Here is a 23,862-nt window from a genome sequence, read left to right as displayed (position 1 = left end):
AAGCGATGGACGAATCGGTTATGAAGAGTTCATGTTTTCGCTCCTCAGAAAATCCCTGAAGTCGCCGGCCCCAAAGAAGGTTGCGCCCAGCCAGCGCACCGTCGCAGTGGCGGGCAGGCAGGTGCCGATTACGGTCCGGGAAAATCCGCGTGCCACGCGCATTACGCTGCGCATCGAACCCGGCGGCCGGGCGCTGAAGCTGACGATACCCATGGGCCTGCATCACCGCAAGGTGGATGATTTTCTCGAGAGGCATCAGGGCTGGCTGGAAGGCAAGCTTGTGAAATTCAGCCTCGACGACGGTTTGCGTCCGGGTGCGACCATCGATATTCGCGGCATAGCCCACCGCATTGACCATACCGGCAGCCTGCGAGGGCTGACACATGTCACGAAAGACGCCGATGGGATGGCCGTTCTGAAGGTCAGCGGCGCGCCGGAACATCTGAGACGGCGGATAGCGACCTTCCTCAAGAAGGAAGCGAAGGCGGATCTGGAACGGCTTGTGGCTGTTCATGCACGCACCGCCGGCCGGCCGGTACGCTCCATCAGCATGAAGGATACGCGCAGCCGGTGGGGCTCCTGTTCCCATGATGGAAATCTGAGCTTTTCCTGGCGCATCGTCATGGCCCCGGAAAAGGTCATCGACTATCTCGCCGCCCATGAGGTCGCGCATCTGAGCGAAATGAACCACGGCCCGAAATTTTGGGCATTGTGCGAAAAGCTCTGCCCGCACACGGAAGAAGCCAAGAGCTGGCTGAAACGCCATGGTTCCAAACTTCACGCCATCGATTTCGATTGAAACCGGCGGCGCGGATCGCCATCTGGATTCACGTGAAACATTCCATCGGGAATGGATGCGATTTGGCTCGACTCTTGTCGCATTTCATGTCAGGTCGCGGGTATGAAACCGGATATCAAGATTTGCGGATTGAAGACACCGGAAGCGCTGGAGCGCGCCGTCAGGCGTGGTGCGTCCCATGTCGGTTTTATTTTCTTTGAAAAAAGCCCGCGCAATATCGAGCCCGATCTTGCCGGCAGGCTGGCGGAAGGCGCTCGTGGCGCCGCCAAGGTGGTTGCCGTCACCGTCAATGCCGACAATGATTATCTCGATGAAATCGTCGATCTCGTCAAACCGGACATTCTGCAGCTGCATGGCAATGAAAGCCTGGAACGGCTGCTGAACATCAAGGCGCTGTATGGCCTGCCTGTCATGAAGGCGATTTCCATTCGCGATGCTGCTGATCTTGCCAAAATCGACCCTTATATTGGAATAGCCGACCGCTTTCTGCTGGATGCCAAGGCGCCTGCCGGTTCCGAGCTTCCGGGCGGCAACGGCGTCTCCTTCGACTGGACCATCCTGCGATCACTTGACGGAAGTGTGGATTACATGCTTTCCGGGGGATTGAACAAGGACAATGTAGCCGAGGCGCTGGCGGAGACCAGGGCAAGCGGACTAGATTTATCGTCCGGTGTGGAAAGTGCGCCGGGCGTCAAGGATCTGTCCATGATCGACGCATTTTTCGATGTGGTGAATGATTGGTCGAAAGGCCCAAAGGGAGCTTGAAGTGAACGACGCGCCAACACCCAATTCTTTTCGCGCTGGTCCCGATGAGGACGGCCGTTTCGGCATTTACGGAGGTCGCTTCGTTGCCGAAACGCTGATGCCGCTCATTCTGGATTTGCAGGCGGAATGGGACAAGGCCAAGACCGATCCCGCGTTTCAGGCGGAGCTCAAGCATCTCGGCGCACACTATACCGGTCGTCCGAGCCCGCTTTATTTTGCGGAACGCCTGACGGCGGAACTTGGCGGCGCGAAGATTTATTTCAAGCGCGAAGAGCTGAACCACACCGGCTCGCACAAGATCAACAATTGCCTCGGCCAGATCCTGCTTGCCAAGCGCATGGGCAAGACCCGTATCATCGCCGAAACCGGTGCCGGCCAGCACGGCGTTGCCTCGGCTACCGTCGCTGCACGCTTCGGTCTGCCCTGCGTCGTTTATATGGGCGCGACGGATGTTGCCCGTCAGGCCCCGAATGTGTTCCGCATGAAGCTCCTTGGCGCCGAGGTGAAGCCGGTCACGGCTGGCCATGGCACCCTGAAGGACGCCATGAACGAGGCCCTGCGCGACTGGGTCACCAACGTCGAGGACACCTATTATCTGATCGGCACTGCCGCCGGCCCGCATCCCTATCCGGAAATGGTCCGCGATTTCCAGGCCGTTATCGGCGAGGAAGCCAAGGCGCAGATGCTGGAGGCGGAAGGTCGCCTGCCGGATCTGGTTGTCGCGGCTGTCGGCGGCGGTTCGAACGCCATCGGCATCTTCCATCCTTTCCTCGATGACAAGAATGTCCGCATTATCGGCGTCGAAGCCGGCGGCAAGGGTCTTTCGGGTGATGAGCATTGCGCTTCCATCACCGCCGGTTCGCCGGGCGTGCTGCATGGCAACCGCACCTATCTGCTGCAGGATGAGGACGGTCAGATCAAGGAAGGCCATTCCATCTCCGCCGGCCTCGATTATCCCGGCATCGGCCCTGAACATTCCTGGCTGAACGATATCGGCCGCGTGGAATATGTGCCGATCATGGACCATGAGGCGCTGGACGCCTTCCAGATGCTGACCCGCCTTGAAGGCATCATTCCGGCTCTGGAGCCGAGCCACGCCCTGGCCGAGGTCATCAAGCGCGCACCGAAGATGGGCAAGGATGAAATCATCCTGATGAACCTCTCCGGTCGCGGCGACAAGGATGTCCACACCGTCAGCAAGTTCCTTGGAATGGATGTATAAGATCATGACTGCACGTATGGACAAGCGCTTTGCCGATCTGCGCGCTGAAAATCGCCCGGCCCTGATTACCTATTTCATGGGCGGCGACCCGGATTTCGAAACCTCGCTCGGTATCATGAAGGCCCTGCCGGAGGCCGGTGCCGACGTCATCGAACTCGGCATGCCCTTTTCCGACCCGATGGCGGATGGCCCGGCCATTCAGCTGGCCGGCCAGCGCGCGCTGAAAGGCGGCCAGACGCTGAAAACCACGCTCGATCTCGCTCGCGAGTTCCGCAAGGGAGATGACGCGACGCCGATCGTGATGATGGGCTATTACAATCCGATCTATATCTACGGCGTCGAAAAATTTCTGGACGATGCAATCGCCGCCGGCATCGATGGCCTGATCGTTGTCGATCTGCCGCCGGAAATGGACGATGAACTCTGCATCCCCGCTCTTGCGCGCGGCATCAACTTCATCCGTCTGGCGACGCCAACGACGGATGGCAAGCGCCTGCCTGCCGTCCTTAAAAATACCTCAGGTTTCGTTTATTACGTCTCGATGAACGGTATCACCGGTTCAGCACTTCCCGATCCCTCGTTGATCTCGGGTGCTGTCGGTCGTATCAAGGCGCATACGGAACTGCCGGTCTGTGTCGGTTTCGGTGTCAAAACGGCGGATCATGCAAAAGCGATCGGTGCCGTTGCGGATGGCGTTGTGGTCGGTTCGGCCATCGTCAACCAGATTGCGGGCAGCCTTACCAGGGACGGGCAGGCGACCGCCGATACCGTACCGGCCGTTACGACGCTGGTAAAAGGACTTTCAACGGGCGTGCGTGCATCGCGCCTTGCCGCTGCGGAATAAGCGCGCGGCCCAGTCAGGAGTAGTCAGTTGAACTGGATCACCAATTACGTACGGCCCCGGATCAATTCCATGCTTGGCCGCCGCCCGGAGGTTCCGGAGAACCTGTGGATCAAGTGCCCGGAAACGGGCGAAATGGTCTTCCATAAGGATCTGGAAGACAACAAATGGGTCATACCGGCTTCCGGTTACCACATGAAGATGCCGGCCAAGGCACGTCTTGCCGATCTTTTCGATGGCGGTGTCTATGAAGCACTGCCGCAGCCGAAGGTAGCGCAGGACCCCTTGAAGTTCCGCGATTCCAAAAAATACACCGACCGCCTGCGCGACAGCCGCACGAAGACCGAGCAGGAAGACACGATCCTTGCCGGCGTCGGTCACTTGAAGGGCCTGAAGATCGTCGCCGTCGTGCATGAATTCCAGTTCATGGGCGGTTCGCTCGGCATTGCCGCCGGTGAAGCGATCGTCAAGGCCTTCGAGCGTGCCATTTCCGAGCGTTGCCCGCTCGTGATGTTCCCGGCCTCGGGCGGTGCGCGCATGCAGGAAGGCATTCTTTCGCTGATGCAGCTGCCACGTACCACGGTTGCCGTAAACATGCTGAAAGAAGCCGGCATGCCATATATCGTGGTTCTGACGAACCCGACGACCGGCGGCGTCACGGCCTCCTACGCCATGCTGGGCGATGTGCATATCGCCGAGCCGGGCGCCGAGATTTGCTTCGCAGGCAAGCGCGTGATCGAGCAGACCATTCGCGAAAAGCTTCCCGAAGGCTTCCAGACCTCGGAATATCTGCTGGAGCACGGCATGGTGGATATGGTGATCGACCGCCGCGAAATACCCGACACGTTGGCCAATCTGCTCAAGATCATGACCAAAGCGCCTGCTGACAACGCAAATGCTGTCGTACCGTTGGCCGCTTCGGCCTGAGGAAAAAAATATGTCGCCCGGAGGCATAAACTGCCTTCGGGATGATGCTATACGTTGCATGATTTCATCTTTGGTGCGGCGGACAAATGGCAAGCAAAACGCCTGAAAGGCGAACGGAAGACATGACGAAGCCCGCGATCGGTGAGGCCGAGAAGATCATTGAAGAGCTGATGCAGCTCCACCCCAAGGGGTTCGATCTTTCGCTCGACAGAATTTCCCGTCTTCTTGAAAAACTCGGCAATCCCCAGAACAGAATGCCGCCCGTCATCCATGTCGCCGGCACCAACGGCAAAGGCTCGGTCAGCGCCTTTTGTCGGGCCTTGCTGGAAGCAGCCGGACTTCCCGTGCACGTGCACACCAAGCCACATCTCGTCAATTGGCATGAACGCTATCGCATCGGTGTGGCCGGCGAGAGGGGGCGCTTTGTCGATGATGCTGTCTTCGCGGATGCTCTGCGCCGTATTGAAGTTGCCAACGAAGGCCAAAAGATTACCGTCTTCGAGATTCTGACTGCGGTCATGTTCCTTCTTTTTTCAGAACATCCGGCTGACGCAGCTATCGTCGAGGTGGGTCTTGGTGGGCGTTTCGATGCGACCAATGTGATCAACAACCCCGCTGTCTCTATCATCATGCCGATTTCGCTCGATCACGAGGCTTATCTTGGTGACCGCGTTGAGTTGATCGCGGCGGAAAAGGCGGGAATCATGAAAAAGGGTTCGCCCGTCGTCATCGGTCATCAGGAATATGATGCGGCGCTCGAAACGCTCGTCGCCACGGCGGAGCGGCTTGGTTGCCCGGTCTCGGTTTATGGGCAGGATTTTTCCGCCCATGAAGAATTCGGCCGCATGGTCTATCAGGATGAGTTCGGCCTCGCCGATGCGCCGCTGCCGCGTCTTCCCGGCCGCCATCAGCTTGCCAATGCTGCTGCCGCGATCCGCGCCGTGAAGGCCGCCGGTTTCGAGGTGACGGAACGGATGATCGAAAAAGCCATGACCTCTGTGGAATGGCCCGGCCGTCTGCAGCGGATCCTGACCGGCAAAATCGCTGAAATGGCCCCGAAGGATTCGGAAATCTGGATCGATGGCGGCCATAACCCCGGCGCGGGCGAAGTCATTGCCGAAGCGATGGCCGGCTTTGAGGAAAAGACGCCCCGCCCGCTGTTCATCATTGCAGGCATGATCAATACCAAGGATCCGGTGGGCTATTTCAAGGCCTTCGCCGATATTGCCGAATATGTCTTCACCGTGCCGATTGGCGGCACGGATGCGGCGATCGATCCCGTCGTACTTGCGCATGCGGCCTTCGATGCCGGTCTCGTGGCGGCCCCCACCTCGTCTCTCACGCATGCTCTGGAAGAGCTGTCGCGCCGCTTCGACCCCGAAGGGCCGGCGCCGCGCATCCTGATCGGCGGCTCGCTTTATCTTGCCGGCAACGCGCTCGCCTTCAACGGCACGGTTCCCCAATAAAAAAGCCCGGCAGCGATGCCGGGCTTTTTTCATTCCACTGATATTGCTTATGCGGCGCCGGAAATCCAGGCGGACAGCGCTGTCTTGGGAGCAGCGCCAACCTTGATGTCGGCCACTTCGCCGCCCTTGAACATGGCGAGCGTCGGGATGGAGCGCACGCCGAACTGGGCAGCCAGTTCCGGGTTTTCGTCGATGTTGAGCTTCGCGACCTTGACCTTGCCGGCAAGCTCGGAGGAGATTTCCTCAAGGCTCGGCGCGATCATCTTGCACGGGCCGCACCATTCGGCCCAGAAATCCACCACGACGGGTTCGGCGGATTCGAGGACTTCGGACTGGAAGTTGGCGGCATCGACTTTTACGGTAGCCATATCTGGCTCTCCTTTCAGCTAAACTTTTCCGCTATCGATGTGATGCGGGCGCGTCGGAATTTCAATGCCCCGGTATCTCACTTTGTCTTTATTGCGGCAAGAGCCTGCGTCATTGCATCATCGTCAACCCGCACAAAAGCGGCATTTTCCGTATAGATCAGCGCGCAGACGAATTCTTTGCCGGGATAGAGCGGTGCAAGAATTTCGCGATAGATGGCAAGCTGCGCGGTGTGGGAGAAAGGTATCTCGCGTGCCGTGCGCGGCGGAACCCGGTTCGTCTTGTAGTCGACCAGGATAACGCGATCACCATCCACCGCCAGCCGGTCGACGCGGCCGGAGACGGCATAGTGCTGCCGGCCGATCGTCATCGTGCCCATGATGGAGATTTCCGCGCGGCTGTTGGCGGAAAAGGCCGGTTGCACCGCCGGTTCGGAGATGACCCGCAGAACCGCCCGGATCAAATGCTCGCGTTCGGCCGTAGGCCAGAAACGGGCCGCTCGCTCCGCATAGCGGCGGGCAGCCTCTTCCCGCTCCGTCTCGGCAAAATCCGGCAGTGCCTGCAGCATGCGATGCACCAGCCGGCCGCGCTGTAGCGCCAGCGAAGAGACATCGGCTTTCTCGCCAAAAAGCGGCGAACGCACGGCAAGATCATCCGCACCGTCATCGATGATGGTGCCTGCACCGGAGGGGCTGAGCGGCCTTGGTAAGGAGGGAAGGGCAGGCAGGGGAGCAAGCAGCCCGGGCGGAAGAGTATATTCTTCGTCCTGCTGCTTTTCCGGCAGCCTTTGCGGAAGAGATGTCGCGCGAGCCTCGGATTTACGCCAGACAAGCCCCTGCCATTCCTCGCCATCGGCCGTGAAAAGCTGCGGCTTGCAGTGGTCTTCATTGTTGGCAAGCGCCGCCTTGACGATGGCATGCCAGCATTCGGGGTTTTCCTTCTGGCCGCGATAACCGCAGACGACGAGGTGATCGGCGGCGCGCGTCATCGCCACATAAAGCAGCCGTCGATATTCGTCTTCGGCGGCCGTCTTCAGCCGTTCTTCGTCCGAGCGAATGAGATGGTTGGAAAAGCCGCTACCGGGCAGCCAGACCGGGAAGGCGTCTTCACCCGCTTCGACGAAGCGCAGTTTCGGCACATGGCTGTGATTGAAGGCCTTCGAACCGCCATCGACGACAAAAACCACCGGCGCTTCCAGGCCCTTGGAGGCGTGCACGGTCATGATACGTACTTCGCCACGATCCTTGTCCTGCTCGCGTTTCACCTCCGGTGAATCGGTTTCCAGAACGGAGAGAAAGGCCTGAAGGCCGGGCAGACCGGTCCTCTCGTGATCCAGCGCAAAGGACAGGAACTCATCCAGAACGTCGCTCGCCTCATTGCCGAGCCGGCCGAGGAATTTTTTGCGCCCGTCATGCAGCGTCAGGACCGCCGCAAAGAAATCATGCACGGTGGCCGTTTTGGAAAGCGCGATGAAACCTTCCAGCTTGGCGGTAACGGTGAAAAGATGGCTATTCTCTTCCTGCGAAAGGATTTGCAGCCGTTTCCAGACGCTCTCCGTTTCCGATCGCATGGCTGCGATGTTGAAAACGTCATCTTCGGCCAGGTTGAAAAGCGGGCTCTTCAACAATGCGGCGAGCGAAAGATCGTCTTCGGGCAGGACAACGAAATGTCCGAGCGCCAGAAGGTCCTGTACGGCAATGTGGTCGGTCAGGCGAAGGCGGTCGGCGCCGGCAACGGGAATATTCTTGCGTCGTTTCAGCTCGCGCGTCAGCGCATTGACAAAGGCATGGCGTTTTCTGACGAGAACCAGAATGTCGCCTGGCTCCACGGCGCGCTCGACGCCCTTTTCGATGATGGTCTCGCTTCCGATCATATCGGCGATGCGCGCGGCGATCCGGCGGGCGACGATGGTGGCGGGCGCGCTTTCCCGCAGCGCATCGAAGGGCGCTGTCCAATCCTCTTCGTCTTCGGCGGTTTCCGGCGCCACCATGTCCCACACCTCCACGGTGCCGGGATGGCCGGCGCGGTTGGATCGGTGTTCCACCGGTTCGTTATCGGCACTGAGGCCGCTGGCGTTATTCGGGTCGGAAAACACCTGATCGACGGCGGCCAGAACATCCTCCGTGGACCGGAAGGAGAGTGGCAGGCGGATGCGGTGAAAGGCCTGCTCGACGGAATCGACGCGCTTTTTGGTTTCTTCGCGCTCCTGCGAAAACCGTTCCGGCCGGGCGCCCTGGAATGAATAGATCGACTGTTTTTCATCGCCCACGGCAAAAAGCGTGCGCCGCCCCAGGCGGGCGCTCTCGCCGGTGAAGAAATCCGCCGCCAGCGACTGGATGATCGACCATTGCACCGGGCTGGTATCCTGCGCCTCATCGACGAGAATATGGTCGATGCCCTGATCCAGCTTGTAGTGCACCCAGGCGCCGGCCGTATCGCGGTTGAGAAGGTTGGCCGCGCGCTCGATCAAGTCTTCGAAATCGAGCTGGCTTCGCTGTTTCTTCAGGTCTTCGAAATCGCCGATCAGCCTTTCGGCCAGAACAAGGGCGCATTTTGTCGCCGCCAGCATCCGCACCAGACGATATCGGTTGCGGCAGGAAACGACATGGTCCCGCGCCAGCGTCAGCGCATCGAGAAGTTCGGGGGCGGATTTCTGCATGCCCTTGTTGATGACATAGGCATCCGATTTCTTTTCGCCCTTGGCTGTCAGCAGTGCCGCTTCGATGAATTCCATCCGCCGCACGGGGTCCGACTGTCGTTTTGCCTCCCTGAGCGCATAAGCGACATCGATGACGCGTGATCCACCCACCTCGTCGGCAAGGGCGAGATACGTATCGAGCGCAAGGCCTGAGAGGCCGGGCAGAGGCCAGAAGGCGGCTGCCGCGGTTTCTTCGGTTTCCCCGTCTGCGATCTGCATCGCCTGCCGCAACCGCGCATCGATGCCGCCCGACTGTTTGGCGTCCAGAAGAAAGGCGCGAAGGGCGCTGCGATTGGCGATGATGGCGGAAAGCAGCGATTCCAGTCCGCTTTCGTCGGCGAGATCGAGCACATAAGCGAGCGATTGCGCCAGCTCCGCGTCCCGCTCCGTCGAAACCGCCGTTAGAAGCGAACGGCGTGCTTCGGCGAGCAGCGTGGTTGCGGCGCGGTCGTCAAGAACGGAGAAATGGCCGGCGACATTGGCTTCCAGCGGGAACTGATGCAGCAACGCCTCGCAGAAGGCGTGGATCGTCTGGATTTTCAACCCGCCCGGCGTTTCCAGCGCCTTGGCAAACAGCCTGCGCGCTTCGGCAAGCTTGATGCGATCCGGCGCCTTGCCTTCGATGGCGGCGATGCGGTCCTTGAGGTCGGAATCCGGCAAAGTAGCCCATTCCGCCAGACGGTCGAATACGCGGCTGGACATTTCCGACGCCGCGGCCTTTGTATAGGTAAGGCACAAAATCGCCGAAGGTCTACATCCGGCCAGTAGCAGGCGAATGACGCGTTGGGTCAGAACATGGGTCTTGCCGGAGCCGGCATTGGCCGACACCCAGGCAGAGCTTGCGGGATCGGAGGCAAGCCGCTGCCGGGCGCTGGTCCAGTCGATCCAGCTTTCAGGCGTGTCGGCGGCGGGGCCGGCATCGAAGGGATCAATCGTCATCGCCGTCTCCCGGTTCTGCCGTCGACCATTCCGAAACGCGGGCGAGGTGGTCATATTCCCCGCCATAGGATTGTTGCTCTTCCGGCACGAGGCGGGAGGCGAAGCCGTTTTCGCCGTCACGCAGGGAATGAACGAATTTGGTGAGCTGTTCGATCGATTCCGTCGCGAGCTCAATCGCCGATTTCGGCGGTCTTTTGCCGCTTCGGCTGGAATGTTCGTTATTGACCTGATCGGCAAAAAAACGCTCGCCAGGCCGCAGGCGAACATAGATCAGGTTTTCAGGTGTGGGCGAACCGGCTTCGCGGAAGGCACCGCGCATCAGTGCCGCCGCCTCCAGCGCAAGCTGCGGGTCGAGCAGCGCGCGCGCCTGATTGACGGAAGGCGCAAGCCCCGTCTTGTAGTCGATAATATCCGCCTGACCGTTTGTCTTGATGTCGATGCGGTCGGCGATCCCCGTCAGCCTTATGTCCGCCTCGACGATTTCCTGCCCGGCGCGAGCCTCGTAGAAGCTGTGGCGAATGGATGGATGACGTTCTTTTTCCCAGTCGATAAATGCGCGCGCTACCGCTGCAAAACGCGGCCGCCAGATGACATCCACATGAGGAGGCAGGTTTTCCGCATCGAAACATTCGTCGAGAATGCGCTGCATGGCCGAAAGCGAGGCCGGTGTTCCGGGAACATGTCCCTCACGGGAATAGCGCTCGATGATCGCGTGATAGAGCGTGCCGCGATCTGCGGCGTTCGGATCGCGATTGAAGGGGTCGAGCGGGTCCAGCTTCAGGATGCGCCGCGCATAGATCGAATAGGGATCGCGGCGCAGGCGGCCCACTTCGCTGAAGGAATAGCGCGTCGGCTGCAACGCGGCTGGTGGTTTCGGCGCAGGGCGCTTTGCCGCTTCCTGATCGATGCTTTTGTCCATCAATCCCGCCCAATGGCGATAGGTCTCGCCGCGCTTCCTCAGTCTATCGGCAAAATCCTCGCCGCCCAACGCGAGAAGACGCTGCAGCCAGCGTGAGGCGACAGCGGGCGTTGAGCCCTGCCTCAGCGCGCGGGTGTAAAAAATCTGTCGGGTGCCATTTGCCATCTCGAAATCATGCGCAAGCTGACCGATACGTCGTTCAGGCGGTTCGAGGCCAATGGCGGTCTTCATGGTGCGGGACAGGAATGGATTATTCGCCGTCTGCCCCGGCCAGAGCCCTTCATTGAGACCACCGATGACAACGGTATCGACGCTTTGCAGCCGTGCCTCAAGCGCGCCGAAGATGAAAATGCGCGGATGACGCATCGATCTTGGCTTGATCGATTCACCGGCTACCAGTGCCGCAAAAATATCGATCCATTGCGGTCCATCCGCATCGAGGATTTCGCCGCTTTCCATCAGCTCGCCGAACAGCTCGGAAAGCTTGTCTCCCGCTTCACCGGACCAGAGCGCGGCAAGATCGCTGTTTTCATCCGCGCAGATGGCTTCGATCACGCGACCCGTCCGCTCCGCCCAAACGGACAGCGGCAACTTATCGGTGAAGGCGCGGCCGGATCGATCTTTGCGGACAAAGGCGGAACCGAGCGGCTCGGTGGCAACGACAATCCGCTGTGCCAGGTCGCGCGCAGCCTCCGCGCTTGCCTCCGGCAGCGCCAGCCGCCAGGCAGGTGGGTGCCGGTCGTCGCGCTGCGCCAGAAGCTGCGCCTCCAGAACCGCTTCCAGATTGCCGATTTCGGTCTCCACACGGCCGCCGCGCAGCGCGATCAACTCCAGCGCTTTGGAGGCTTTCGCGAAAGCTTCATCGGAAAGCCCGAAGCGGCTAAGCGGATGTTTAAGAAGGGAAATGATCGGCACCGGGTCGCCGGGCCTCAGGATCGCTTCCAGCGCCAGTTGCGTCAGCCCCGCTTGTGGGGTGGCGGAGAGCGGCGTACCGGCCGAGTCGTCTGCTTCGATGCCGAAGCGCTGCAACTCCGTTGCCACGCGCCGCGCCAGCCCGCGGTCCGGTGTTATCAGCGCTGCCTGCGACGGACGTCCAGCGCCGGGCGCTTCAAGCGCCAGCCGCAAAGCCACCGCGATGGCTGTTGCCTCCTCGCGCTCATTGGCGGCTTCTATCAGCGTGGCCGTCGCGAAGGCGTCGTCGAAAAAGCCGGGTTGCCTGTCCTCGCGCCAGCGATTCCAGCCGCTGGTGGATTTGGCCGGCGCGAGTGCGGCCGAAAACACGGCTGCTCGCTTTTCCAGATCGCTATCGATGGCGCCGATCTGAACCACATCGTCGCGCAGGATGCCGAGCTTCTGCAATAGCATATAAAGCCCATATTGCGAGTGGGTGCGGCTCGAAGGATCGGTAGGGTCCTCGGCGATTGCCTCCCATTGCTCCTCCGGCATGGCAAGATCTAGGCCCGGAAGTACGACGGTGCCCTGGGGCAGGGCCGCAACGGCGGCGATGAGATCGGCTGCGGCAGGAATGGAACCCGTCGACCCGGCGACGATAATCGGTCCCGTATCCGGCAAATTGGCAAGCCGGTTCGCTTCCGCCCGCAAGATGGCGTTGCGATGCCGACCGGCCGAGGAACGGTTGAGTTCGGCAAGCCGCGCCGGCCAGAAGACGCTGGCTATCCGCAGGAAATCCGCCGTCAGCTGCCACCATTGGGCGTGATCGCCAGTATCGAGATGCTGAAGCGCTTCCCAGTCCTTTTCTTCCGTATCCATTGCATCGATCACCTCGCCAAGCGCACGCGCCAGCCATATGGCGTCTGCGGGGCTGGCGGGGGCGACAAGCGGCGAATCCGAGTGAATTGCCCGGATGGCGTCCGGCAGGCTGTTGCGCCAGGCGAGAATGAGACGCGCCAGTTCGATCAGCCGGCCGGTGCCGGAAATCGGCGGCGCCAGATCCATGATTTCAGGATTTTCGATCTCGAAAAAGCCGCTGTCGTCATCCGTTTCGCCGAGCGGCCGGATCAGCGGCAGAATGGCGGACCGGCCGCCCAGAAGATCGACGAATTCGGAGCGCAGCACACGGGCGGAGCGCCGCGTCGGCACGTAGATCGTCACCTTGGCAAGCGACAGCGGATCGGCCGGATCGTATTTATAGCCGGCTGTCAGTGTCCCGTCACACAGCGTTTCCGCGAGCGTCTTGAGGAACGGCGTTCCCGCAGCGATCGTCAGAACGCGCTTTGCGTGGTGGGTGAGCGTCATGCAGAGCGTTTTTCCCTGAATTGGCGGATGATGCTTTCAGCATCTTCTATCGCATCCGGCGTTCCGACGGTGATCCAGTGGCCGTCCAGAGAAAGCCCGAAAAGCCGGTCTCTTTCAATGGCGCGGTCGAAATAGATATTGAGGTTGAAGGCATCCGCCGGCGCATCGTCCAGCAGTCGCGAATCCATGGCGATGGCTCCGGCATAAACCACGGGGTTCGGATCGCCATCGCGATACCGCGTCAGTTTCCCATCGGTGGAGAGGTTGAAATCCCGCTTGCCATTGTGCCCGGTGGTGCGGTCCATGTCGACGCAGAGCAGCGCCATGTCCATTCGGGTCGGGTCGAAGAATTGCGCAAGCTTGCGCAGGTTGCTGACCGCATTCAGCTGCTCGCCAATCCAGAAGAGATCGGCATTCATGACAAAGACCGGGCCGGGTTCCAGAAGCTTCAGGCCCTTGGCGAGACCGCCGCCGGAATTCATCAGTTGCGATCGCTCGTCGGAAATCAGGATTTCGGCGTCGGTGCGGTGCTCAAGATGGGCGACCATCTGTTCCGCATGGTGGTGCACATTGACGACAATGGTTTCCGCACCGGCTTCGACAAGGGCGTCGAGCGCATAATCGATCATCGGCTTGCCCGCGATCTGGACGAGCGGCTTCGGGATCGTATCCGTGATCGGGCGCATCCGTGTGCCAAGCCCGGCGGCCAGCACCATCGCATTCTTAATCGTCATCGTGGTCAACCGTCTTTCAGTCGTCGAATTCCATGCCCGTGCGCAGGCACCAGTCTTTGAGCGGTGCGAGTTCCGGATGCGAAAGCGCTGCACTGAGATAGCGGAACGTCCTCGGCATATGTTTCATATAACCGGGTTTTCCGTCCCGTTCCAACAGCCTCACCCAGATACCGGCGAGCTTGCAGTTGCGTTGCGCCGACATGATGGCGAAAGCCTTGAGGAAAAGAGCCTCATCGAAAGAGGGCGCGCTTCTCCTGCTGTCGAGATAGTGCGAAAGCAGGCGCGCCTGCAATTCGGGTGAGATAGTGACACGGGCGTCCTGCACGATGGACGCAAGATCGTAAGCGCTCGGGCCGATCATCGCGTCCTGATAATCGATCAGGCCGACCTGCCGGATGCCGTTATTCTGCGCCTGCCACAGAATATTTGGCGAATGGAAATCGCGCAGCAGAAGGCCGGTTTCGCAGCCAGCGAGCGCGTCGATCAGCCTGTCCCACAGGGCGTAATAGTCGTACTTCTCGCCATCGGAGAGCTGTGTGCCGCGTTTGTAGGGCAGATACCACTCCACCAGCAACGATACTTCAATTTTCATCGCCTGTCGGTCGAACGGGGGAACCTCATAGGCGCTGCCGTCACCCACCGGCAGCAGGCCAGGTCGCGGGGCCTGATGGAGTGCGGCAAGGCAGGCGACGCTTTGCAGATAGCGGTCCTCGATAGGCGTTCCGTCAGGCGCAAGTACGCCATCCCGCCCCAGATCCTCCAGCAATAGAATACCCTGATCGATATCTGCCGCCAGAATCTCAGGGGCGCAAAGGCCGTTGTTTCGAAGATAGTTGCCGATCGCAACGAAGGAGCGGGCGTCCTGGGCAAGATGGGCGATTTCCGCGTAGGTCTTGCCGTCCGCAATGATTGCACCCTTGAGGGGACGTCGCCAATCCATAAGGATAAGGTCCGGGCCGTCAGTGAAAACGGTCTCATAGGCGCGTGTTGAGGCGTCACCGCTGAGAAAACGCCGGGCCGCGTCGCCCCTGCCATTTTTTGCGAGAAACGCGCGGATGGCGAAAACCCGTTCAAGTCGTGCTTTCAGCTTTGCCGGAGCCTCGATGGAGGCGAGCCGCCCTTCGCCGGAATGCGTCAGCCGGAGCGTGACGGTCTGCTCCGGCGGCAGGATCTCGGCGGCCATATCCGGCCATTCGATCAGGCAGATGCCATCCTCCAGCATCTCATCGATGCCGAGTTCGTCCAGTTCCGAAACATCCGAAAGCCGGTAGAGATCGAGATGGGCGACTGGAATACGGGCGGCATAGGTCTGGACGATCGTGAAGGTGGGGCTCGGAACTTCAAGATCCGGCTCGTCCGCCATTGCCCGGATGAAGGCGCGGGCAAGCGTCGATTTGCCGGCGCCGAGATCGCCGATCAGGGCCAGACAATCGCCGGGTTTCAAAGCCAGCGCGAGGTCTTCACCGAGCCTGATGGTGTCCTTTTCTCCCGCAAGGGGAATGGTGATCGGCAAGATGTCTTCGCTCATTCTGCGGCGATGGAATGCGGCCGTGTGCCGGAAGGAATGCGGCAGGTGACGATAGTGCCGTTGCCGGGGCGGCTGTCGATGCTGACCGTGCCATGATGCAGGCTGACGAAGCTTTCGACGATGGAAAGGCCAAGCCCCGCACCGGTTCGCCGCCCGCCATTGCCGCGCGTCGCGAAGCGGTCGAACACGCTCTTCAGCATGTCCTCAGGAATGCCCGGACCCTTATCCGCGACCGAGAACACGAAGTCGCCTTCGCTGCGCTGGCAGGAAAGCTGCACGGAGGAACCTTCGGGTGCGAAATTGATAGCATTGGTCAGGAGCTTGATGAGAATCTGCTTCAGCCGCTGATGATCGGCCACCAGACTGCCGAGATGGGCGGGTGCAACGATCTCGAGCGAAATTCCGCTCTCCTGCAGCCGGTCGGCGATCTGCACCGAAACGTCTTCAAGCAATTCGTTCAGATCGTTTTCCGAATAATTGAGCTGCATGATGCCGGCATCGACGGTCGCGAGATCGAGAATATCGTTGACGATGGTCAGGAGCACCGAGGACGAGGTGGAAATATGGTCGAGATATTCCGCCTGCCGTTCCGTCAATTGACCGATGCCGGGCGTTTTCAGGAGATCGGTGAAGCCGATGATATTCGTCAGCGGTGAGCGCAGCTCGTAGGAAACATGCTGCACGAAATCGTTCTTAAGCTCGTCGGCCTTCAGAAGCGCATCGTTCTTTTCCTTAAGCGCCCGCTCGGCCCGCACGCTGTCGGTCATGTTGACGAAGGTCAGCATGGTCTGCGCATCCGGCAGCGGAATGATGGCGTAGTCGAGCACGAGGCCGGAAAGCAGTTCCAGTGTGCCCTGCCGCGACGGCCGCTCATCGTCGAAGCTGGTGATGAACTGGCTGAAAGCACGCCAGCCGTCCGGCCTGTCATAGGATTGCGTGCAGGCGGTTTCGATGGCGCGGATATGGGTGCCGGTCTCAGCCTGTTCCGCGGTCACGCCCCAGAGCGCCCGGAATGCCGGGTTGGACAGGCGAATGCGCCCATCGGCACCGAACACGGCCACACCTTCGGCCAGATGGTCGATGGTTTCGCCCTGCACCTTTACAAGCGTGTTGTAGCGCATCTGCAGATCGACCTGCTCGGTCAGGTTCTCGAAAACCCAGGTCGCGCCGCCCTGCGGATGGGCAGTGGCGATGACCCGCAGGGTCTGGCCGTTCGGCAGGTGCCAGAGATCGGTCTTGGTGTCCAGCGAACGATAGACGGAAAGCGCCGTCTCCTTCCAGTTCTTCCAGTTCAGCTGCTCCGGCAATTTGCCGGCGGTGCGCAGCCTGTCCAGAAGCTCGGAATTGTCAGGGCTGGATTCGAGGAAAACGAGATCGAGACCCCAGAGAGCCGCAAAAGCCTGATTGTAGAATTGCAGCCGCTGCCGGCCGTCGAAAATGGCGACAGGCGTTGCCAGATGATCGAGCGTTTCGGCGTGGCTCTTCAGAACCCGCTTGAGTTCCTCGCCGATGGTCTCGGCCTCGGTGGCATCGATGGCGATGCCGGCGGACCCACCCGCCGTCTTGATGTCGACAACGTCAAAGAAGGTGCGGTTTCCGGAAACCACCGTCGAAATACGGTCGTGATAGGGCGATTCCGGTGTCGCGGCCGCGCGTATCTTCTGCCGGGTAACCGTGTTCAGCAGTTCGCGTTTTTCATGAACGGCCTGTTCGGTGTCACGGGCATCCACCGCCTGGGCATAGGCGTGGTTGACCCAGATGAGGTCGCCTTCGCCGTTGCGCTGCCAGACGGGCTGCTCGATGGAATCGAGAAGTTCCTGAAAGGTCGAGACGGAAGCGATCAGGCGCTCGCGCTCCACCTGCAATTCAGCGAGTTCGGCGCGCAGATTGTTAAGCGCGATGAAACGCGCAAAGGCATTGCCCCCGGAAACCCGGCCCTGCACTTCGATGACTTCACCGCGCTGCGTCTCGATGGTCAGGTCGAAACTCTGGGCATGGCTGCGGAGTTTTTCGATGGATTTTTCAAGCTGGCTTGCGGATGCCGGTTTCAGCCAGCGGCCAAAGGCCAGAAAATCGTGATCCGCCTGCGGCACACCCGTCTCGGCCGGCAGCTGTCCCAGAAATTCGGGCCGCTTGTCCGCGCCATCCCAGATGACGATGCGGCGGCTTTTGTCGGAAATCAACGCCTCGTATTTCGCGATCTTGTGGTGAGACTGGGCAAGCGCCTGTCGGTATTCGCTGCTTTCGGCCTCGATATTACCGCGCTGGCGCACCAGCCAGACGACGGAAAACAGCGTTGCTGAAAGCATGCCGACGAAAAGCGAATAGGTGATGGTTTCTCCGGACGAGAACAACCGCGCGCCGGTCTTTGCCACAAGACCGTCCTGGGCCATCACAGCGGTTGTCGAGCCGGCGAGAACCGTGCCCGAAAGCAGCACAGGAAGCCTCGCAAAGCCTGTCTGAACCGCACTTACAACCTGCCGGCAACGCGCAAGAGCCGCGCTCAATGCCACGCCCGCTTGCGTGTTTTCAACGCATTGAACTGTCTGCTTGCGCAGATCCGAATTTTGAACCGACATCCCCGGTCTGTCTCCGTCCTATGTGCCGCATCTTCGACAAGACATCCCATTTCGTCCCCGCCGCCCTTTGGCGTGTCCGAATCAAGTCTGATGACAATACCGCCTTCATAAATCTGCGAAAAGGGAGCGCGCAAAAAAGATGCCGCGCGCTTTGTCAAGCGCACGGCATCTAGATATTGTGTAATTTCAGTGGATATTAACTATGAAATTAATATCTGTAGTGTTCGGCCTTGAACGGACCTTCCTTCGAGATGCCGATATAATCTGCCTGAAGGTCGGAAAGTTCGGTCAGGCGCACACCAAGCTTCTCAAGATGAAGGCGCGCAACCTTCTCGTCGAGGTGCTTGGGAAGCACGTAAACTTCGTTCTTGTATTCGCCCTGTTTGGTGAAGAGCTCGATCTGGCCCAGCACCTGGTTGGTAAAGGAGGCCGACATGACGAAGGAGGGGTGACCGGTGGCGTTGCCGAGGTTCAGCAGGCGGCCTTCGGACAGAAGAATGATGCGGTTGCCCTTCGGGAACTCGATCATGTCGACCTGCGGCTTGATGTTCGTCCACTTCAGGTTACGCAGCGATGCGACCTGAATCTCGTTGTCGAAATGGCCGATATTGCCGACGATGGCCATGTCCTTCATCTCGCGCATATGCTCGATGCGGATCACGTCCTTGTTGCCGGTGGTGGTGATGAAGATATCGGCGGAGGAAACCACGTCCTCCAGACGAACGACCTCGAAACCGTCCATGGCGGCCTGAAGCGCGCAGATCGGATCGATTTCGGTGACCTTCACGCGGGCGCCGGCGCCCTGCAGCGATGCCGCCGAACCCTTGCCCACATCGCCGTAACCGCAGACCACGGCAACCTTGCCGGCCATCATCACGTCGGTTGCGCGGCGAATGCCGTCCACCAGCGATTCCTTGCAGCCGTATTTGTTGTCGAACTTCGACTTGGTGACGCTGTCATTGACGTTGATCGCCGGGAAGGGCAGCAGGCCCTTCTTGCTGAGATCGTAAAGACGGTGAACGCCGGTCGTCGTTTCTTCCGTGACGCCCTTCAGTGCGTCGCGCTGCTTGGTGAACCAGCCAGGCGAAGCCTTGAGGCGCTTGTTGATCTGCGCGAAGAGAATTTCCTCTTCTTCCGAACCGGGGTTGGACAGAACATCCTCACCGGCTTCGGCGCGTGCGCCGAGCAAGATGTACATGGTGGCGTCGCCGCCATCGTCGAGGATCATGTTGGAGAGGCCGCCATCGGCCCACTGGAAGATCTTGTCGGTATATTCCCAATATTCCGTCAGGGTTTCACCCTTAACGGCGAATACCGGAATGCCGGCTGCAGCAATGGCGGCCGCTGCATGATCCTGCGTCGAGAAAATGTTGCAGGACGCCCAACGGATGTCCGCGCCGAGTTCCTTCAGTGTTTCGATCAGAACGCCGGTCTGGATCGTCATGTGAAGAGAGCCAGTGATGCGTGCGCCCTTCAGCGGCTTGCTTTCGCCGAATTCCTTGCGGCAGGACATCAGGCCCGGCATTTCGGTTTCGGCGATGTCCAGTTCCTTGCGGCCGAATGCGGCAAGGTTGATATCGGCGACGATGTAGTCCTTCTCAAGGCTCATGAAGTTCTCCAGATCAGAAACGCCGCACCTTGCGGTCCGGCTCTTAAACGTAGCAGCGGTTTAGCAGGCCACGAACGATCTGGCAATGATGATATAAAGAAGTCTTTATGTCTTTATATGGTTCCGGCTCAGGCTTCTTCGCCGAAGCGGTCGGCGACAAGCGCCTCCAGTGCTTCCAGCGCTTCTTTCGCCTGATTGCCGCTTGCCTCGACATAAACGCTGCAGCCGGGGCTTGCCGCCAGCATCATCAGGCCCATGATGGAGGTGCCGCCAACGGTCATGCCATCCTTGGAAACCGTGATCGTCGCGTCAAAACCTTCGACCATCTGCACGAATTTTGCAGAAGCCCGGGCGTGAAGGCCGCGTTTGTTGATGATCGGTAGTTCCCGGGAGAATGGCGACATGGGCTAACTTCTCACTTGCCGCTCAAAACGCGGCTGGCGACGTTGATATATTTGCGGCCGGCATCGGATGCATCCTGAAGGGCCTTGTCCATATTATCTTCGCTGCGAACGCCTGCAAGCTTGATCAGCATGGGAAGATTGACCCCTGCGATGACTTCGACGTTGCCGTTATTCATGACGGAAATCGCGAGATTGGAAGGCGTGCCGCCGAACATGTCCGTCAGGATGATCACGCCATTGCCGTCATTGGCGCGCGCAACGGCGTCGATGATATCCTGCCGGCGCTGATCCATGTCGTCTTCGGGACCGATACAGACCGTCTCGATCAATTTCTGGGGACCGACGACATGCTCCAACGCATGGCGAAACTCCTCAGCCAGCTTGCCATGGGTGACAAGCACTAGTCCGATCATGAAATGCTCCCTTGCACACGCACTCTCATTGCCGACTATCGCAACGCGGCAATCCTGTCCATCGGTGGGATTTCATCTTGATGAGGAAAATGGGAATCGCAAGCCTAAAATCGCCCGAATCATCGTCACTTCACATTCGTTTCAAAAAGATTCTGAGCAAGTGCAGCAAATTTTCCATAGGGCGTAAGACTGGAAAGCGGAATGCGCAGAAGCCTGATGTGCCCGCCGCAGGGCAGGGAAAACACCTCGTCATCTTCGGGAAGTCTTGGATTCGTCCCTGAAAGGACTGTCGTGACCGCAAAATGTAGTGGAGCGCGCGCAATGCTTTTGACGGAAACAATACCGCTACCGCGCAATTCCAGCAGGTCGGCGATTGCTTCCGGCCGCTCGGCAATGATGTTGTCGCCATCGCGATACACGAAAATCTGATCGTCCGCGATCAGCGCCGCCGGCAATCCGCAGCGTTCTGCCTCCGTCAGGAAGCTGAAGGCAAGCTCGCTTTTGCCGCTGCCCGACGGCCCGACGAAAAGGATGCCGGTGTCTTGAACGGTGATGGCGGTGGCGTGCAGGTTGAAGCGTTCAGCGTTCATGAGTTTCGGCCGCCGGCAGCGACAGGGTGAAGCGCGCGCCGGAAATCACGCCATATTTGTCGACCACGTTTTCCGCCCGCAAACTGCCGCCATGGGCTTCGGCGATCTGGCGGCTGATCGAAAGGCCAAGGCCGGAATTCTGTCCGAACCCTTCGCTCGCCGGCCGGTCGGTGTAGAAGCGCTCGAAAATCCGGTCGATGTCTTCGGCCTGAATGCCGGGCCCGTTGTCCTCCACCTGCACGATACAGCGATCCTTGTGACGGGAAAGGCGCACGGTGATGCGACCGCTTTCCTCGGTAACGAAGGAGCGCGCATTCTCGATGAGGTTGGTGACGATCTGGCCGATACGCAGGTCGTGGCCATTCACCACGAATGAGGTTTTCGCGCCCGCTTTCCGGTCGACGACATAGTCTATCGTCACGCTTTTCTTCTTGGTGCTTATCTGGCGGGATATATCCACCAGACCCTTCATCAGCACATCCAGATCGAGCGGCGAGGCGTCGGCGCGCGCCAGTTCGGCGTCGAGCCGCGAGGCATCCGAAATGTCGCTGATCAGGCGGTCGAGGCGGCGCACATCGTGGAAGATGATTTCGGTCAGGCGCTGTTTCGACTCTTCGGTCTTGGCGCGCGGCAGGGTTTCCACGGCGCTGCGCAGCGAGGTCAGCGGGTTCTTGAGTTCATGGCTGACATCGGCGGCGAAGCTTTCGATGGCGTCGATACGGTCGTAAAGCGCCGTCGTCATTTCACGCAGTGCAATCGAAAGATTGCCGATCTCATCCTGGCGCGCCGAGAAATCCGGTATTTCCTCGCGGGTTCTCGCCCCGCGGCGCACGCGGATTGCGGCAGCGGAAAGCCGCCGCAGCGGCGTGGCGATGGTCGAGGACAGGAGCAGCGACAGCACGATATTGACCAGCGTGGCGATGCCGAAGACACGCATGATGGCGAGGCGCTCGGCATGCACGATCTTGTCGATATCGCCCGCCTGCGTTGAGAGCAGCAGAACGCCGAGCACCGCCCGGAAGCGTTGCACCGGCACGGCGACTGAAACGATCAGCTCGCCCTTTTCGGTGACGCGCACGACCGCGCCGCGCACACCGGTCAACGCATTCATCACTTCGGGATAGATCGAGCCGTCGCCGCCAGGCGCTTCCTTATATTGCGGCAGGCTGCTCGGCTGCAGCATGCGGTTGAACATGCTGGTGAACCAGTCGCCCCAGGTCTGCGTCTCCGGCGTTACCGGCGGCAGATCGAAGCGCAGCACCTGACCGCGCGAATAAAGATGACGGGAATCGAGCAGCAGATTGGCGTCGGCATCGAAAAGCCGTGCACGGGTACGCGTCGGCGAAATCAGCCGCCGCAGCACCGGCGCCACCCGTTCAGGATTGATGGGGAAACTCAGGTCCTCATCATTGGGGGCAGGGGTGATGCTCTGCCCCGCCTGCAATTCGAGCAGCTTTTCCGGATTGATGGTGATCGAATTGGTATCGACCGAGGCGGAAGCGGAGACGGCGCCGGCGATGATCTCGCCCTGCGTCAACAGGCTTTCCACGCGCGCATCGATCAGCCCTTCACGGAACTGGTTGAGATACAGAATGCCGCCGACCAGAACCACCGTCGCTGCGACGTTGAAGAACAGGATGCGGCGCGTGAGGCTGGAAAACACCGCATTGCCGAAAATGCGCCGGATGATCGTCAGCGGATGGATACGATGGCGGCGTTCGCTGCCGCGTTCTTCGGCATCGTCGCTGTCCGAGACGGTTTCCGGCGTTTTCTTCAACACGTATTCAAGTCCTCACCACCCCCATATTGGGTGGTCCCTTCTGCGCGAGTCGGCTTCTTCAAGCCGCTTCGCGGAAGCGATATCCTACGCCATAAAGCGTTTCAATCATATCGAAGTCGCCATCGACCAGTTTGAACTTCTTGCGAAGGCGCTTGATATGGCTGTCGATGGTGCGGTCGTCCACATAGACCTGTTCGTCATAGGCGGCATCCATCAGCGCGTCGCGGCTTTTCACCACGCCCGGCCGCTGCGCCAGCGAATGCAGGATGAGGAATTCGGTGACCGTCAGCGTCACCGGCTCACCCTTCCAGGTGCAGGTGTGGCGTTCCTGGTCCATGGCGAGCTGCCCCCGCTCCAGTGTGCGCGCCTGCTGATCGGCGGTCGGCTTCAGCACGCTGCCGGTTGCGGCGGACGCCTCGCGGCTGCTGGCGCGGCGCAGGATGGCCTTGACGCGTTCCACCAGAAGGCGCTGCGAGAAGGGTTTCGTGATGAAGTCGTCCGCACCCATCTTCAGGCCGAACAATTCGTCGATCTCTTCATCCTTGGAGGTGAGGAAGATGACCGGCAGGTCCGACTTCTGGCGAAGGCGCCGCAAAAGCTCCATGCCGTCCATGCGTGGCATCTTAATATCGAAAATGGCGAGCTGCGGCGGACGGGCGATCAACCCGTCAAGCGCGGAAGCGCCGTCCGTATACGTTTCGACCCGGTAGCCTTCGGCTTCGAGCGCGATCGATACCGAAGTCAGAATATTCCGGTCATCGTCGACAAGCGCGATCGTCTGCATGTAGTTGGTCTCCATCGTCATTTTCTCGTAACTCCCGACATTCACCCAGCCAAGGTTGCGCGCCGCGAGCCACTCTCTTGAGTATAAAGGTGGAACAAATTGTGGCAAAGGAAAACTCGCTCCGAAATCGCCGCCTAGGCGGGAGCGGATTTTGCGAAAAGGCCGCAGCTGGATTTTAATGCGTCTTCAACCGATTTAAAAAGAAATAAAATCTTTTAAATCGATTAATATATTGAAATCACT

The 23,862-nt window shown here is 59.8% G+C and carries 18 protein-coding genes; 6 read left to right on the top strand and 12 right to left on the bottom strand.

Annotated elements, in window-relative coordinates:
• Positions 1-31 precede the first annotated feature (31 nt).
• The 6 genes from ACQZ40_RS03220 (at position 32) to ACQZ40_RS03195 (ending at position 6,020) form a co-directional block, all read left to right on the top strand.
• Positions 32-799, top strand: coding sequence for a M48 family metallopeptidase (locus tag ACQZ40_RS03220; RefSeq protein WP_448747391.1), 768 nt, complete (start codon positions 32-34; stop codon positions 797-799).
• Between the two features lie 102 nt (positions 800-901).
• A complete protein-coding gene (locus ACQZ40_RS03215; RefSeq protein ID WP_448747390.1) occupies positions 902-1,564 on the top strand; it encodes a phosphoribosylanthranilate isomerase in 663 nt (220 codons plus the stop codon).
• 1 nt (position 1,565) lies between these two features.
• On the top strand, positions 1,566-2,786 hold the full coding sequence (gene trpB / locus ACQZ40_RS03210; protein WP_065656810.1) for a tryptophan synthase subunit beta: 1,221 nt from the start codon (positions 1,566-1,568) through the stop codon (positions 2,784-2,786).
• A gap of 4 nt (positions 2,787-2,790) precedes the next feature.
• Positions 2,791-3,630 (top strand): tryptophan synthase subunit alpha, encoded by an 840-nt coding sequence (trpA, locus tag ACQZ40_RS03205; protein ID WP_065657024.1) that lies wholly within the window; start codon positions 2,791-2,793, stop codon positions 3,628-3,630.
• Positions 3,631-3,657: 27 nt separating this feature from the next.
• The gene (gene accD / locus ACQZ40_RS03200) at positions 3,658-4,554 is read left to right on the top strand and encodes an acetyl-CoA carboxylase, carboxyltransferase subunit beta (RefSeq protein ID WP_065656809.1); all 897 of its coding nucleotides are present in this window, start codon (positions 3,658-3,660) and stop codon (positions 4,552-4,554) included.
• An 86-nt stretch (positions 4,555-4,640) separates the two neighbouring features.
• Positions 4,641-6,020 carry a bifunctional folylpolyglutamate synthase/dihydrofolate synthase gene (locus ACQZ40_RS03195; protein WP_174057570.1) on the top strand — a complete coding sequence of 460 codons (1,380 nt, stop codon included), beginning with the start codon at positions 4,641-4,643 and terminating at the stop codon, positions 6,018-6,020.
• 47 nt (positions 6,021-6,067) lie between these two features.
• Here ACQZ40_RS03195 and trxA read toward each other — a convergent pair whose 3' ends face one another.
• From trxA to chvI, 12 genes are all read right to left on the bottom strand, one after another.
• On the bottom strand, positions 6,068-6,388 hold the full coding sequence (gene trxA, locus ACQZ40_RS03190) for a thioredoxin (protein ID WP_003505361.1): 321 nt from the start codon (positions 6,386-6,388) through the stop codon (positions 6,068-6,070).
• A 77-nt stretch (positions 6,389-6,465) separates the two neighbouring features.
• Positions 6,466-10,023, bottom strand: coding sequence for a double-strand break repair helicase AddA (addA, locus tag ACQZ40_RS03185; protein WP_448747389.1), 3,558 nt, complete (start codon positions 10,021-10,023; stop codon positions 6,466-6,468).
• The gene (gene addB / locus ACQZ40_RS03180; protein ID WP_448747388.1) at positions 10,013-13,198 is read right to left on the bottom strand and encodes a double-strand break repair protein AddB; all 3,186 of its coding nucleotides are present in this window, start codon (positions 13,196-13,198) and stop codon (positions 10,013-10,015) included. The genes addA and addB overlap by 11 nt, the downstream gene beginning before the upstream one ends.
• The gene (locus ACQZ40_RS03175; RefSeq protein WP_448747387.1) at positions 13,195-13,932 is read right to left on the bottom strand and encodes a nucleotidyltransferase family protein; all 738 of its coding nucleotides are present in this window, start codon (positions 13,930-13,932) and stop codon (positions 13,195-13,197) included. The genes addB and ACQZ40_RS03175 overlap by 4 nt, the downstream gene beginning before the upstream one ends.
• A gap of 16 nt (positions 13,933-13,948) precedes the next feature.
• Entirely contained in the window at positions 13,949-15,460 is a 1,512-nt protein-coding gene (gene tsaE, locus ACQZ40_RS03170) for a tRNA (adenosine(37)-N6)-threonylcarbamoyltransferase complex ATPase subunit type 1 TsaE (RefSeq protein WP_448747386.1), read from the bottom strand.
• Positions 15,457-18,039, bottom strand: a complete 2,583-nt coding sequence (locus ACQZ40_RS03165) for an ATP-binding protein (RefSeq protein ID WP_448747385.1) — start codon at positions 18,037-18,039, stop codon at positions 15,457-15,459. The genes tsaE and ACQZ40_RS03165 overlap by 4 nt, the downstream gene beginning before the upstream one ends.
• A 208-nt stretch (positions 18,040-18,247) precedes the next feature.
• A complete protein-coding gene (gene ahcY, locus ACQZ40_RS03160; protein WP_078052256.1) occupies positions 18,248-19,648 on the bottom strand; it encodes an adenosylhomocysteinase in 1,401 nt (466 codons plus the stop codon).
• A 128-nt stretch (positions 19,649-19,776) separates the two neighbouring features.
• The gene (locus ACQZ40_RS03155; protein WP_003521181.1) at positions 19,777-20,052 is read right to left on the bottom strand and encodes an HPr family phosphocarrier protein; all 276 of its coding nucleotides are present in this window, start codon (positions 20,050-20,052) and stop codon (positions 19,777-19,779) included.
• Between the two features lie 11 nt (positions 20,053-20,063).
• Positions 20,064-20,465: a PTS sugar transporter subunit IIA gene (locus ACQZ40_RS03150; RefSeq protein ID WP_003505374.1), complete on the bottom strand. Its 402-nt coding sequence runs from the start codon at positions 20,463-20,465 to the stop codon at positions 20,064-20,066.
• A 125-nt stretch (positions 20,466-20,590) separates the two neighbouring features.
• A complete protein-coding gene (locus ACQZ40_RS03145) occupies positions 20,591-21,055 on the bottom strand; it encodes an HPr kinase/phosphorylase (protein WP_065656804.1) in 465 nt (154 codons plus the stop codon).
• Positions 21,045-22,835, bottom strand: coding sequence for a two-component system sensor histidine kinase ChvG (chvG, locus tag ACQZ40_RS03140; RefSeq protein WP_078052255.1), 1,791 nt, complete (start codon positions 22,833-22,835; stop codon positions 21,045-21,047). The genes ACQZ40_RS03145 and chvG overlap by 11 nt, the downstream gene beginning before the upstream one ends.
• 58 nt (positions 22,836-22,893) lie before the next feature.
• Positions 22,894-23,619 (bottom strand): two-component system response regulator ChvI, encoded by a 726-nt coding sequence (gene chvI, locus ACQZ40_RS03135; protein ID WP_003505377.1) that lies wholly within the window; start codon positions 23,617-23,619, stop codon positions 22,894-22,896.
• Between the last annotated feature and the right edge of the window lie 243 nt (positions 23,620-23,862).

It is taken from the genome of Agrobacterium sp. 16-172Ci, assembly GCF_053522725.1.
Note: the sequence above shows the minus strand (reverse complement) of the source record. Positions and strands in the feature narration are given on the sequence as shown.